Source organism: Prosthecobacter fusiformis (assembly GCF_004364345.1).
GTDB classification, from domain to species: domain Bacteria; phylum Verrucomicrobiota; class Verrucomicrobiia; order Verrucomicrobiales; family Verrucomicrobiaceae; genus Prosthecobacter; species Prosthecobacter fusiformis.
On record NZ_SOCA01000006.1, the window covers coordinates 37455 to 50122 of the forward strand.

At 56.6% G+C, this 12668-nt stretch carries 11 protein-coding genes; 8 read left to right on the top strand and 3 right to left on the bottom strand.

Annotated elements, in window-relative coordinates; all coding sequences use genetic code 11:
- The first annotated feature begins 91 nt into the window (after positions 1-91).
- The 5 genes from EI77_RS15375 (at position 92) to EI77_RS15395 (ending at position 6953) form a co-directional block, all read left to right on the top strand.
- On the top strand, positions 92-1312 hold the full coding sequence (locus EI77_RS15375) for an FG-GAP repeat domain-containing protein (protein ID WP_166647285.1): 1221 nt from the start codon (positions 92-94) through the stop codon (positions 1310-1312).
- A 117-nt stretch (positions 1313-1429) separates the two neighbouring features.
- A complete protein-coding gene (locus EI77_RS15380; protein WP_133796182.1) occupies positions 1430-2692 on the top strand; it encodes a hypothetical protein in 1263 nt (420 codons plus the stop codon).
- Positions 2693-2774: 82 nt separating this feature from the next.
- Positions 2775-4175 (top strand): hypothetical protein, encoded by a 1401-nt coding sequence (locus EI77_RS15385; protein ID WP_133796183.1) that lies wholly within the window; start codon positions 2775-2777, stop codon positions 4173-4175.
- A gap of 21 nt (positions 4176-4196) precedes the next feature.
- Positions 4197-5321 carry a M20 family metallopeptidase gene (locus EI77_RS15390; RefSeq protein ID WP_133796184.1) on the top strand — a complete coding sequence of 375 codons (1125 nt, stop codon included), beginning with the start codon at positions 4197-4199 and terminating at the stop codon, positions 5319-5321.
- A gap of 111 nt (positions 5322-5432) precedes the next feature.
- A complete protein-coding gene (locus EI77_RS15395; protein ID WP_133796185.1) occupies positions 5433-6953 on the top strand; it encodes an MFS transporter in 1521 nt (506 codons plus the stop codon).
- Positions 6954-7038: 85 nt separating this feature from the next.
- On the opposite strand, the gene EI77_RS15400 is transcribed toward EI77_RS15395, so the two are convergent.
- Positions 7039-8190, bottom strand: a complete 1152-nt coding sequence (locus EI77_RS15400) for a hypothetical protein (RefSeq protein WP_133796186.1) — start codon at positions 8188-8190, stop codon at positions 7039-7041.
- 353 nt (positions 8191-8543) lie between these two features.
- On the opposite strand from EI77_RS15400, the gene EI77_RS15405 reads away from it, so the two are divergent.
- Together EI77_RS15405 and EI77_RS15410 are read left to right on the top strand one after the other, a co-directional pair.
- The gene (locus EI77_RS15405) at positions 8544-10133 is read left to right on the top strand and encodes an MFS transporter (RefSeq protein ID WP_133796187.1); all 1590 of its coding nucleotides are present in this window, start codon (positions 8544-8546) and stop codon (positions 10131-10133) included.
- A gap of 149 nt (positions 10134-10282) precedes the next feature.
- Complete coding sequence (locus EI77_RS15410) at positions 10283-10546, top strand: FmdB family zinc ribbon protein (protein WP_133796188.1); 264 nt, start codon at positions 10283-10285, stop codon at positions 10544-10546.
- Positions 10547-10698: 152 nt separating this feature from the next.
- Here EI77_RS15410 and EI77_RS15415 read toward each other — a convergent pair whose 3' ends face one another.
- Both EI77_RS15415 and EI77_RS15420 read right to left on the bottom strand, forming a co-directional pair.
- On the bottom strand, positions 10699-11121 hold the full coding sequence (locus EI77_RS15415; RefSeq protein WP_133796189.1) for an organic hydroperoxide resistance protein: 423 nt from the start codon (positions 11119-11121) through the stop codon (positions 10699-10701).
- A gap of 33 nt (positions 11122-11154) precedes the next feature.
- On the bottom strand, positions 11155-11901 hold the full coding sequence (locus tag EI77_RS15420; RefSeq protein WP_133796190.1) for an SDR family NAD(P)-dependent oxidoreductase: 747 nt from the start codon (positions 11899-11901) through the stop codon (positions 11155-11157).
- Positions 11902-12001: 100 nt separating this feature from the next.
- On the opposite strand from EI77_RS15420, the gene EI77_RS15425 reads away from it, so the two are divergent.
- Entirely contained in the window at positions 12002-12610 is a 609-nt protein-coding gene (locus EI77_RS15425; protein WP_133796191.1) for a TetR/AcrR family transcriptional regulator, read from the top strand.
- Positions 12611-12668 lie beyond the last annotated feature (58 nt).

The following is a 12668-nucleotide window of genomic DNA, read 5'->3' on the forward strand; positions in this document are numbered from 1 at the left end:
GTGTATTCGCAAGCGTTTTCGTTTTTGCTTCCCAGATGGGGTAAGCTCACTGCAAGATTCCGTGAAGAATCCCTGTTCCCTGCCTCTGCCTATGAAGTCCAGCCTTGTTACCCTTCTTGCCCTCACGGCTATTGCCGCCCAGGCCGCGCCTACTTTTAAAAAGATCACTCTCACGGAAGAGTTCGTGGCCGAAGGCGCGCACTTTGCGGATTTTGATCACGATGGTCACAATGACATCTGTGCCGGGCCATACATCTGGAAGGGACCGGAATTTAAAGACCGAATCGAATACACCACACCAGCGGAGAAGGCCTATGATCCGGGCAAAGGCTACAGCGATTATTTCCTGACCTATACGCATGACTTTAACAGCGATGGCTGGAGCGACATTCTGGTTTTCTCCTGGCCGGGCAAGGAAACCTGGGTGTTTGAAAACCCCCAGAACAAGCCCGGTCCCTGGACCCGGCATACGATTTTTGACGTTACGGACAACGAATCCCCGACGATCGGCGACATGAATGGCGATGGCAAACCTGAGCTTATTTGCCACACCAGCAGCGGCAGCCAACCACCCAAAGGCGGACGCCTTGGCTATGCAGAGATCGATTGGGCGAATCCCTTTGGCAAAGCCCGTTTTCGCCCCATCACCCCTGTGACGGAGGAGAACGATAAAAAGTATTTCCGCTACACTCATGGTTATGGCTTTGGCGATGTAAACGGTGATGGTCGCCCCGATCTCCTCACCAAGGAAGGCTGGTTCGAGCAACCTGCGGACACGAAGGAAGACAAGGACTGGACCTTTCATGCAGCGCCTTTTGCCCCTGAAGGTGAGCGCGGCGGATCCTTCATCCTGGTCTATGATGTCAATGGCGATGGCCGCAATGACGTCATCAGCAGCCACAATGCGCATGGTTTTGGCCTAAGCTGGTATGAGCAGAAAGAAGACGGCAGTTTCATGGATCACAAGCTCATGGGCAACACGGTGGAGGATAGCGCCGTGGGAGTAAAATTTAGCCAGCTTCATGCCATGCAGATGGCTGACATGGATGGTGATGGTATCTTGGATTTGGTCACCGGTAAGCGCCGCTGGGCCCATGGTCCTCTGAAGGATGACGAGCCGAATGCAGCCCCAGTGCTCTACTGGTTCAAAATCCAGCGCGATGGCAAAGGCGGCGCAACATTCACTCCTCATCTGATCGACGACAACAGCGGCGTCGGCACCGAGGTGACTCCGGGCGATGTCAACAAAGACGGCAAACTGGACGTCGTCATCGGCAACAAAAAAGGCGTCTTCGTTTTCCTCCAGGAGTGATCCTCCCCGGTGCCCTGGTGGCTGTGGATAAAGAAGTGTAAAGTATCGGCAAGCCTCATATTTGGACCAAATTTCGAGGCCGAAATCTCCGTTCTGTGAGGAGTGCCTGTCCATCCTATGAACACTCTCTCCACCCTCAATCGGCGCCACTTTCTCGGCGCTGCGGCGACCACGGCTAGCGGGCTTCTTTTGCCTGAATTGCTGCGGCTGAAGGCGGCTCCTGGTGAAGTGGCTTCCACGGAGCATTTCTGGTATCGTCTCGCGCCTGCCGGGCCTTATGTGGATTCTCAGCGTGACAACAAGGCCTTCGGTTTCGAAGCTGGGAAGATCCTCCTTTCTGAGGACAACGGCCTCACCTGGCCGCACAGCGCCCCTTTTGCGGACGCTCAAAACATCACCTTCAGTTGCTTCCTCAAAAACGGCAACATCGTCTTCGCCACCCGCGCGCAGCTTTTCCTGAGCACGGACAACCTCAGGACCCACCGGCCCATCACGGTGAAGAACCCCGACGGCAGCGACTACCTGCCGCATACGCCGAAGGATCCCGAGCAGCCGGGCTGGTATTTCCACCCGCTGGATGGGGAGCACACCTGGGAGGTGGATGGCAAGGAGATGCTTGTCTGGGGGAACTACTGCAATGTCCGCGGTGGCCCGGTACCTGTAAACATCTACTACTCCACCGACAGCGGCGAGACCGTCAAGGTGGCGTATGCCTTTGGTCAAAATCCCCACTTTCAGGAAAAGGGCGGCGACCCGGCCAAGCCCCTGGGCAATGCGGCGAACAAGCTCATCGCCCGCCACATCCACAACGTCACCTACAATCCCGCCGAGAAAGCCTTTTACGCCTGCACTGGAGACATCGACCGCGGCCACGGCAACGAGTGCCACTGGCTACGCGGCACCTACGATGCGCAGGCCGATGCCTGGGACTGGAAAGCCATCGTCACCGTCAATTCCAACTCCCGCTTCAAATCCGGCGGCATCAATTTTGTGGACGGCAAGGTTTACTGGATCGCCGATGCCAACGGCCCCAAATTTGGGCCGCTGCATGACCGCGGCATCTTCACCTGTGATCCGGCGGACATCCCGAACAAGGCCGCCCACACCATGTTGTTCAATCCCGGTTTTGAATCCGCCAACATGCTGGTTCAGGATGGCGTGATGCTGGCCACGCATTGTGCCCCTGCATCCACCTATGCCACTGGCATCATTTACTCGCCGGATATGGGCAAGACCTGGGCGCAGTATGACCTCAAGGAGTTCGGCCCACGCTCCGGCTGCCGCATCCATAAAAAGAACAGCGACGGCTGGTTCCGCATGGATCTGAGATCCGGCTGGATCGACCGCGCTGAGGTGCTGTTCATCAAGCCGAAAGTTTAAAGGATAAAGCGACGGCCATTGCATCTTGCAGCTTTACCATCTGCGGCTTGGAATCAGTGCGGTGCACTCTTAGAATGGCGGCATGATATCATCAAAAAATCCTCCTGCTGCTCCTCAGGTGGTGCAGACCCACGGGCATACGCCCAGGCTCTGGAGGGATCGAAGCATCATCTTTTTTGCCAATGTCCTGGCGGGTTTTTTCGAAAACGAGGAACTGGCAGCCCTGCTGAAAAAAGAGATCAGCGGTGCGGATTCGTATGGCGGGCGTCTTTTGCCCATCATGGGCCTGCTCTTTGCAGGTGGTAAAAATCTGCTGGTTTTGGAGCGCGAGCCAGATGCCGCATTGACTGCCTATTTCAAGGATGATCTCGGCCTGAATCTCCCTGAAATCTCTCTGCTGACCTATCCAGAATATCTGGAGCTCGGCACCGCTTTGCGGGGTGGCGACTCAGTTCCTCTGCCCTTTCCCCAGCAACTCAACGATTGGCAAAATCACCCCGCAGATACACTGGACGGATACGTGACGGATGAGATCATCGCCACCCTCGCCCGTCAGTTAGGCAAGCGTACGCTATCCACTTCCCAAGGCAGCAAGCAGGGTAACAACAAGCTCCTCCTTCATCAGCATCTGGAGAAATCCGGCTTGCCTGTGTTTAAAACACGTCTTGCTACCGGTCCCGATGATGTGCAGCGCTGCCTGGATGAACTCGCCGCCTTGGGATATGAATCCGCCGTGGTGAAGTCCCAGATTGGTGCCTCTGGCATCGGCCTCATGAAGCTGTGCACGAAGGGAAGTGGAGAGGCCGTTCCAGAGCTCTTTTTTTATGAGGGGCCCTGCATGGTACAGGGTTGGATTCGACCAGGGATGAATGACATTACGCATGTCTTCAGCCCCAGCGTCCAGATGTTTCTGGATCACGAATCCGTCTATCTTTATGACCTGACCGAGCAGATCCTCAGCCAGGACAGTGTGCATCAGGGGAATGAATCCCCACCTCCATATCTGGCGGATTTCCCCGGTCTTAAAGAAGAGCTTTTTCGTCAGGCCAGCACCGCTGGCACTTGGCTACATGAGCAGGGTTATCGCGGCACAGCCAGTGTGGATTATCTCGTCGCTGCACTGGAGACTGCCGGTGCCTTTCGTGCTTATTCATGTGAGATCAATGCCCGCGTCACCGGTGCCACCTATCCTTCCGTTCTTGCACGTCATTACTTTCCGGCGGGTGCCTGGCTCATGAGAAATCTCAAGCTCAGCCTGCCGCTCGCAGGCTCCACCATTCTGAAGCTTCTTGAGGATCACCGTCACCTCTTCCATCCAGATCGCGCAGGCGGCATCCTGCCTATCAATTTTAATCTGACGCCAGATGGCCTTGTTGAAAAAGGCCAGTTTCTCTGCCTTGGAGAAAGCACCGCCGAATGCCACGCCATGCTCCAACGTGCTGAGGAGGATCTGCCGCTGGATTGGGAATATGTGCGTGACTGATTTCCTTGCTGTGACCCATTCATGAGTTTCTCTTCACCTCTGCTTGAACGCCTCGTCGCCCTGACTCGGGATCTTATTCTCATCCCCAGCACCGATACCCGTCCCCACGAGCGCGCGCGTTGTTTCGCCTTTCTGCGCGATCATCTGGAAGCTGTGGACGGTGTTTGCATCCGTGAGTTTGAGAGTGATGGCTACGGTTCCTTGGTGGCCAGCCCGATGGGAGCGGAAAATCCCGAAATCCTCATGGTGGCCCATTTGGATGTCATTGATCATCCAGACATGGACGTTTACCGCTCCTCCGTCCGGGATGGGCGCATTTATGGCCCTGGGGCAGGGGATATGAAGGGGCAGGTGGCGATCATGGTGGAGCTTTTTTGCCAGCTCCAGCGCCAGTATCCGGGACTCTCCTTTGGCCTCGCCATTACCTCGGATGAAGAGATCGGCGGGCACCATGGAGTGAAGCATCTTTTTGAAAGGATGGGCTTGCGATGCGGAGTGGCCATCGTGCCTGATGGTGGCTCCATCAATGACATCACCGTCGCGGAAAAAGGCATCCTTCATGCACGACTGAGCTGTCAGGGAAAAGAGGGCCATGCTGCACGTCCTTGGCTCACGCCTAACGCATTGTTATATCTCACAGAAGCCGTCGTCCGCGTCACCCAAGACATGGGTGCTCTCAAATCCAGAGCGGACATCACGGACGACCACTGGTATCCCACCTGCGTGCCTACGGTCCTGCGTACCGCTAATCAAACACTCAATTGCATCCCTGGCGAAGCCTACGCCTGTCTGGACATCCGCTTTCCTTATCCGCTGACTGTTGTGGAAATGCTGGATCAGGTCCGCCAGTCTGCGGGCGCGGGCATCGAGGTGGAAGAACTCATGTCCGCACCGCCTACCCAGCTCGCACCGGATCCCCTTTATTTGCAAATCACCTATGAGCTGACCCAGCAGCCAGTCAACAGGGTCCGGGCCTCAGGCGGCAGCGATGCTCGTTTCATCTCCCAGCACGGCATTCCTGTGATCCTCTCCCGCCCCCTCGTCGGCTCCATGCATAGCCCAGAAGAATGGATCGACATTGAATCCATGGGACTCTACTACCGCATCTGCGAAGAGTTTATTCTTCGGAAGCTGGGCCTCAGATAATCGCAGACTTACCACCGCGGATGGCTCTGGCGGAAGGAAAGAGGCAATCAGACAGAAAGTCATTGCGAGAGTCCGGCGTTTCCCCTGTAATCGCCGCGATTCTCCCGACCCATGACAACCGTCTCCACCTCCACGACCAAGCCCGACATGAAGTTGTTCTGGGCGTGCTTCATCGCCCTTGTCGCCACTTCGTTTGTTTTTGGCGTCCGTGCCAATACGATGGTGCAGCTTCAGGATGCCTTCAATTTGTCCGAGCAGCAAAAGGGCAACATCGGCGGTGCTGGCATGTGGCCCTTCGCCATCAGCATCATCTTCTTCAGCCTCATCATTGACCGCATCGGGTATAAGCTCGTCGCCCTCTTTGCCATCGCCTGTCACACCATCTCCCTGGTTCTCACGGTGCAGGCCACGGGTTACAGTTCGTTTTATTGGGCCACCTTGCTCATCGCCATCGCCAATGGCTCAGTAGAGGCTTTTGTGAATCCTGTGGTCGCCACCATGTTCCCTCGGGAAAAGGCCAAATGGCTGAACATCTTGCATGCAGGTTGGCCGGCCGGTCTGGCGCTTGGGGCACTTTCCACTGTCTTATTGGAAGGGCAAAACTGGCAGACAAAGTACTCTATGTGCTTCATCCCGCTGGTCATTTATGCCATCCTTACGCTGCCGCGCATGTTCCCCGTCAATGAGCGAGTCGCTGCCGGTGTCAGTTACCGGGACATGCTGCGCGAGGTGGGCGGCGTGGGCTTCTTCATCCTGGGTTCACTGCTTTATTTCGCCATCATGCAGATGGCTGGAAAAGAAGTCTCCCTGGCTTCATCGGCCCTCATGGGTGTCGTCATTGGCATTGCCGCTTTCATCTATACCCGGTCACCGGGAAACTGGCTCTTTCTTGTGGTGCTCATCACCATCGGGCCGCTGGCCACGACGGAACTGGGCACCGATGGCTGGATGCCGGACCTGCTGACCCTTAATGGCCCTGGGGCGGATTTTCCGAATTTCGCCACTTGGATCTTTGTCTATGTTTCCACCATCATGACCGTGCTGCGGTTTTATGCGGGACCCATCGTCCACCGCTTCTCCCCCATTGGCCTGCTGGTCATCGGGACCGTCATTGCCATCACTGGTCTGCTCATGCTTTCCCACTCCGTCGGTTGGGCCATTCTTGGTGCCTCTACCGTGTATGCCTTGGGAAAAACCTTTCTCTGGAGCACCACCCTGGGCATGACCTCCGAGCAGTTTCCCAAAGGCGGTGCCCTGACCCTCAATGGCGTTTCCGCTGTGGGCGTGCTTTTCCTGGGAGTTCTGGGAAGCCCCTACATCGGCTACCAGCAGGACTTGGCGATGGAGAAAAAGCTCAGCTCTTCGGAAAACGCAGCTCTCTATGCCCAGGTGAAAGGTGAGCCTAAAAAGGGCATGTTTGGCCTCACCCCCACGCTGGATCAGGAAAAAATCCAGGCGTTGCCACCTGCTGAGCAAAAACAATTAGAAGCCGTCCAGGCCACCACCAAGCGCAGCGCCTTCACCACCATCGCCATTCTGCCCACCTTCATGCTGGTCTGTTACCTCGGCCTGTTCTTCTGGTTCCGCAGCCGGGGTGGGTATAAGCCTGTCGAGATCGGTGCCGGGCACTGACGAAAGGGCTTCGCTTTGAGCCTGCGAGAAAAGGCTGGGCCGCTTCAGCGTTGCGCTTGAAGCGGCCGCAGAAAGCTAGCCCGCATTAGGGAGCAGCAGAGGCGGATGGTGCAGCCACCGCTTCCCGATACTGCTTCACGGAGACCGCATCTGGAATACGTCCTGCTTTGGTCAACTCAGCTTCCATCTGCTGGAGGCGAGTTTTATAGGGAGTCAGCAGGGCCGTGTGGCTTTTGCTGCGCTGTTCGTCCAGTTTGGCCAAACTAGTCCGGTAGATGCCGCGCAGGCTTTTCAGGGCTTCGGGCGTCTTGGCATCATCGGTTGTGGGTAGGGATTTTTTGTCGCCGATCCACTTCATTTCATCCTGGATCGCTAGCACCGTATCCAGTTGACCGGCGCTTTGCGCAGACGCAGAGGCCCGGTCCAGGCCAGCCAGATAGCCGCTGTTCAGCTTGCTCACCTCCGCGTCATAAATGCCGGTCACACGCTCGCCCATCAGCGCCTCATATTGGGTTCTGAGGGCCGCCGCTTCCGGGGGCAGGGGCAGAGTGGATGCTGCAGGGCCCGTGTAAGCTGCCTGCGGTGCAGGGGCCACCGTCACCGGCACCGTGCTGCCATCAAGGAGCTGATACTCATAAAATTTGAAGATCGTGCCACTCCCGGAAAGCCCGATCCGGCCCTCCTTGTATTCATCATCCTTGGCCGAGCCTATGCATTTGTCTCCCAGCCACACCGTCAGCGTGTTGCCCGTGGCCGCCAGCGTGACCATTTCCCCAGTCGAATGGATCTTCTTGGTATCTGCTTGAAACTCCGCCAATACGATGACCTTGGATTCTCCGTCATAGGGCTGGCGGAGCGGAGTGTATTTGATGATCGACACCGTATCATTCAGGATTCGCACCTGATAATCCCTGCCCCCGCCAGCGACATTTCTGACCGTGAGCTGGGCAGCTCTGTCCTTGTACATCGTCATGAATGACCGCACCGCCACGTCACGAAAATTCGTCGCGTTGGTGTAAGCATAACGCACTTTAAAAGACCCGTCGGGCTGGATCGTGAATTCCTTTTCACGAAAGTCCTTCGGCGCTTCCAGGCGTACCCATTTGGCGGGATCCAGCTTGGGAACATTGAGGGCGGCAGAAGCATCCGCCTGGCCTTGCACCGAATGAGGCAGCAGCGTGAGCAACAGACTGGTAACGATGGCCCAGGGTGAAGAAGAGAAGAAGGGATGATTCATGCCGGTGACTTTCAAGGAGTGACTTGTGATCGGGGGGCCATCACAAGTCCACATTCGGGCATTTTCACTTAGTCCGACTGAAGTGCAAGCGATCCAGGAATCCTTGCAATAAAAATGAAGGCATTGCCGGATGGGGCATACGGAGCTTCGTTTTCCCACACTATTTCGCGAACTTGAGACCGCCGGGCCTGAAATGGCCATGCCTGGATGCAAATCTGCATACTTTTTTCCTTGTGAGGCCCCATCACCCCTCATAAAACAAGCCCCGCTCTGCCAGGACTTCCCCCATTCCGACGTTCAAGCACTCTCGTTTCACATCCACCAACCGCAACCTAACCTGTACCAACAAACACATGTCAGCAAAATCAGAAGGCATCGCACCTAACGCCAGCCGGCTCCTCTGGGCCGGATTCATGGCCATCCTCGCCGCCGGCGTCGGCTTCGCTCTGCGCAACGGTATTTTGGGCGCGTGGGCCGCCCAGTACGGATTCAGCGATACTCAACTTGGTGCCATTGGTGGTGCCGGTTTCTCCGGCTTCTGTTTCGGCATCATCATTGGTGGCGTGATCGTGGACAAGCTTGGTTATGGCAAGCTGGTCGCCGTTGCCCTCCTGGGACACATCCTTTCCGCCGTTGTCACCTTCGGGGCAAACACTCCAGACAATGCCTACAATTGCCTTTATTGGGGCATGTTCATCTTCGCTTACGCCAATGGCACTCTCGAAGCTGTTGCCAATCCGCTGGTGGCCACTCTGTTCCCCAAGAAGCGCACGCATTATCTGAACATCCTACACGCCTCCTGGCCTCTGGGAATGATCATTGGAGCCCTTGCCAGCTACCTGCTTGGCACGCAGCTCGGGCTTAGCTGGAAGATGCAGCTGGCCTTCTACCTCGTCCCAACGGTCGCCTATGCAGTCATGTTCATGGGCCAGAGCTTTCCCAAATCCGAGGCCGCCATCAAAGGTGCCAACTTCTCCGAGATGTTTAAGGACGTGGGGCTGCTCGGCGCTGTCGTCGCCTGCTTCCTGCTGTCCCTGTTCCTGGGCGATGTCATCAAGCCGTTGCTGCCAGAGACGCTGGCCAATAATGCTGCTACAATCGGTTACGTCCTCGGTGGCGTGCTGCTGATTACCGTTGGTGTCATCACCCGGTTCGCCATCGGGTCAGTTTTGCTGTTCGTGTTGTTCCTGACACATCTTATCCTCGGATCCCTGGAACTGGGAACTGATAGCTGGATTGAGCGCATTACGAAAAACCTGTTCGACGAAGAAAAGGGAAAGACCCTTTTTATCTGGACCTGCACCATCATGTTTGCGCTGCGCTTCTGCGCCCACTGGATTGAGACCAAGCTCAAGCTATCCCCGGTCGGACTTCTCCTCGTGTGCTCCATTCTGGCCATTATTGGTCTCCAACTCGCTAGCGGCATGCAGACCTTTACGATGGCAATGATCGCTCTGGGTATCTACGCGGTCGGCAAGACCTTCTTCTGGCCTACGATGCTGGCAATTGTAGGTGACCGGTTCCCTCGCTCCGGTGCCGTCGCCATGTCCATCATGGGCGGCGTTGGCATGCTCTCCGTCGGCATGATTGGCGGTCCTGGCCTTGGATTTTCCAAGGACTACTTCACCGCCAAGGAGCTTGAGTCCAAAAATCCTGCTGCTTACGCGGAGATGAAATCAGCCACGCCATCTTCGTTCTTCGGCATGAAGGCCACACCTGTGGACGGTACGAAGCTGGAAGAAGCCAAGACGGCCGTCAAAGCTGGGACGGGCAGCGAGTCCCAGAAGGCCGTCGTGGATGCCAACCAAGCTGGCGACCGCAAGACCCTCAAGATTGACTCCATCCTGCCAACCACGATGGCGGTCATTTACCTCGGCCTGCTGATCTACTTCAAGACCATCGGTGGTTACCGCGTTCTTCGGATTGACGAGCAGTCCGCTTAACCGTTCATCTCGCCTTCGGTTCTCTTAGCGGCGCCCCTTCACCGGGGTGCCGCTTTCTGTTTGCGTCTCGTACAGGGCTCATTTCCGGCTTGCTCATCGTATAATTGGCCGAAAGTTGCACCCGACCTGCCACCTCTCGTCTTTCCCCCATGCCCACTTACGTTTACGAAACCATTCCTCAGTTTGAAGGCGACTTGCCCAAGCGTTTTGAAATCCGCCAGAGCATGAAGGACAATGCACTGACCCAACATCCCGATAGCGGCCAGCCAGTGCGCCGTGTCCCCATCGGCGGCACCGGCGTCATGGGTGGCACCGGCGTCATGGGTGGCACCGGCGTCATGGGTGGCAGCAGCGCCGGAAGCAGTTCCTCCTCCTCCAGCGGCTCCTGCGGTACCGGTTGCGGGTGCCATTGAGGCGCCCCCTCCGTAGTCGCCTGCGCCAGCAGGTGGACGAATGCTCTGGCGCATTGATCTTCCCCCCACGCCCCCCAAAAACAGAATGGGTCCCACGAGACGCATTCGTCCCATGAGACCCATCTCGGTCATCGGATGATCTGGCAATGGCCTCAGGCCACAGTCAGCGTCACCGGAATGTTCCCGCGTGTCGCATTCGAGTAAGGACACACGATGTGCGCCTTCTGCACCAAGTCTTCGACCACACTTTTTTCCAGGCCTGGAACGTGGATCGTCAGGGAGACTTCGAGACCAAAGCCTTCCCCGTCATCGCGGGGACCGATGCCCACCTGGCCGGTGACCGTCGCATCAGCAGGAACAGCGATCCCGCCCTTGCCTGCGACGAACTTCAGCGCGCCGAGGAAACAAGCTGAATAACCAGCGGCAAAAAGCTGCTCAGGATTGGTGCCGGAGCCGCCTCCTCCACCGAGTTCCTTCGGGGTGGAAAGGGTGACGGAGAGGGTGCCATCGGCAGTGGCGGCTTTGCCTTCACGGCCTCCGGTCGCGGTGGCCTGGGTTGTGTAGAGTACTTTCATAATGAGTTGAGTGTATGGGTTGAGGATTAAGTATTAGCGGAGACCGCCGGTGATCAAGAAGCTCTCTCCGGTTATCCATGAAGAATCGCTGGAGGCCAGGAAAACGGCTGCCGGGGCGATGTCTTGCGTCTGGCCGATGCGGCCCAGGGGCGTCTGCTTTTCCAGATCTCTGCGCAATTCGCTCTCGGAAATGCCAGCAGAATGCACCCCTTCCGTTTCCACCATGCCCGGATTGATGGCGTTGACCCGGATTTTTCGGGCACCTAGCTCTTTGGCCAGCACACGTGTCGCGGTATCCACGGCCCCTTTGGTGGCTGAATAGACGACCGAATTGGGGACTGCCAGCGTGGTGACTCCAGAGCTGATGTTAATGATGCTGCCACCCTCCGGGCCGATCAATTTCACCGCTTCCTGGGTCGTCAGGATGAGGCCGAGGACATTCAGATTAAACTGCTTATGGTAATGCTCCTCCGTCACTTCTTCCAAAGGCGCGAATTCATAGATCCCTGCATTGTTCACCAAAATGTCCACCTTGCCGTAGGCCTTTTGGGTTTCAGAAAAGAGGCGCTCAATGTCGGCCTTTTTCGAGACATCTCCCTGCACGGCGATGGCCTTGCCGCCCTTGAGAGTGATTTCGTCCACCACCTTGTCCGCACCGACTTTGCTGGAGGCATAGTTGACGACGACTGAGGCTCCCTCAGCGGCGAAGTGTTTGGCGATGTCCGCCCCGATTCCTTTAGAGGCTCCTGTGACGACGGCGACTTTGTTTTTGAGTTTCATGAGGGTGTCTATTTGAGGTGTTGCAAACGGTTTTGTATCGTTCGGTATGAAAGTGATAACACTGGACAAACAGACGTCAATGAATAATTTACCGATCAGTATGAAAAAAGATTTATCACCCCCATGCGTCGGTCGTCCGCGTTGTTTCGACCCCGAGGAGGCCCTGGAAAAAGCCATGCAGGTTTTTTGGAAGCAGGGCTATGAAGGCACCTCTCTCTCGGACCTGACCGAGGCCATGGGCATCAACCGCCCCAGCCTGTATGCCACCTTTGGCAACAAGGAAGCTCTCTTCGTGAAAGTCATGGACCGCTACTCCGCCGGTCCCGTTGCCTACGTGCTTGATTCGCTAAACGAACCCACCGTCAAAAAAGTCATCGAGAAGCTTTTTGCCGATGCAGTAAGCTTGTTTGCAGACCCCGACCTGCCGCGCGGCTGCATGGGCATCCAGGGCGTGCTTTGCGGGAGCAAGGAGACTGCATCCGTGGTGGAAAATGTCCGGGCGCGAAGAGTCGCCACCCAGAAAAAAATGGCCGAGCGATTTGAGCGTGGCATCCAGGAAGGGGATCTGCCTTCTTCAGTGAATGCCGAAGACCTTGCCCGGCATCTGGTCATCATCCTGAATGGCCTTTCCATTCAGGCCTCCAATGGAGCCTGCCGTGAGGAATTGAAAAGGGCCGTCGGTTTTGCCCTCCAGTCGTTGCCTTTTTGATCGTGCCCGATGGCGGAGCCTGCGCCTCTTGATTTCATGGCGATTCTCCCGAGGTTCC

Coding starts and splice junctions, on each gene's coding strand:
- EI77_RS15375 (WP_166647285.1), top strand. CDS start 92: ATGAAGTCCAGCCTTGTTACCCTTCTTGCCCTCACGGCTATTGCCGCC.
- EI77_RS15380 (WP_133796182.1), top strand. CDS start 1,430: ATGAACACTCTCTCCACCCTCAATCGGCGCCACTTTCTCGGCGCTGCG.
- EI77_RS15385 (WP_133796183.1), top strand. CDS start 2,775: ATGATATCATCAAAAAATCCTCCTGCTGCTCCTCAGGTGGTGCAGACC.
- EI77_RS15390 (WP_133796184.1), top strand. CDS start 4,197: ATGAGTTTCTCTTCACCTCTGCTTGAACGCCTCGTCGCCCTGACTCGG.
- EI77_RS15395 (WP_133796185.1), top strand. CDS start 5,433: ATGACAACCGTCTCCACCTCCACGACCAAGCCCGACATGAAGTTGTTC.
- EI77_RS15400 (WP_133796186.1), bottom strand. CDS start 8,190: ATGAATCATCCCTTCTTCTCTTCTTCACCCTGGGCCATCGTTACCAGT.
- EI77_RS15405 (WP_133796187.1), top strand. CDS start 8,544: ATGTCAGCAAAATCAGAAGGCATCGCACCTAACGCCAGCCGGCTCCTC.
- EI77_RS15410 (WP_133796188.1), top strand. CDS start 10,283: ATGCCCACTTACGTTTACGAAACCATTCCTCAGTTTGAAGGCGACTTG.
- EI77_RS15415 (WP_133796189.1), bottom strand. CDS start 11,121: ATGAAAGTACTCTACACAACCCAGGCCACCGCGACCGGAGGCCGTGAA.
- EI77_RS15420 (WP_133796190.1), bottom strand. CDS start 11,901: ATGAAACTCAAAAACAAAGTCGCCGTCGTCACAGGAGCCTCTAAAGGA.
- EI77_RS15425 (WP_133796191.1), top strand. CDS start 12,002: ATGAAAAAAGATTTATCACCCCCATGCGTCGGTCGTCCGCGTTGTTTC.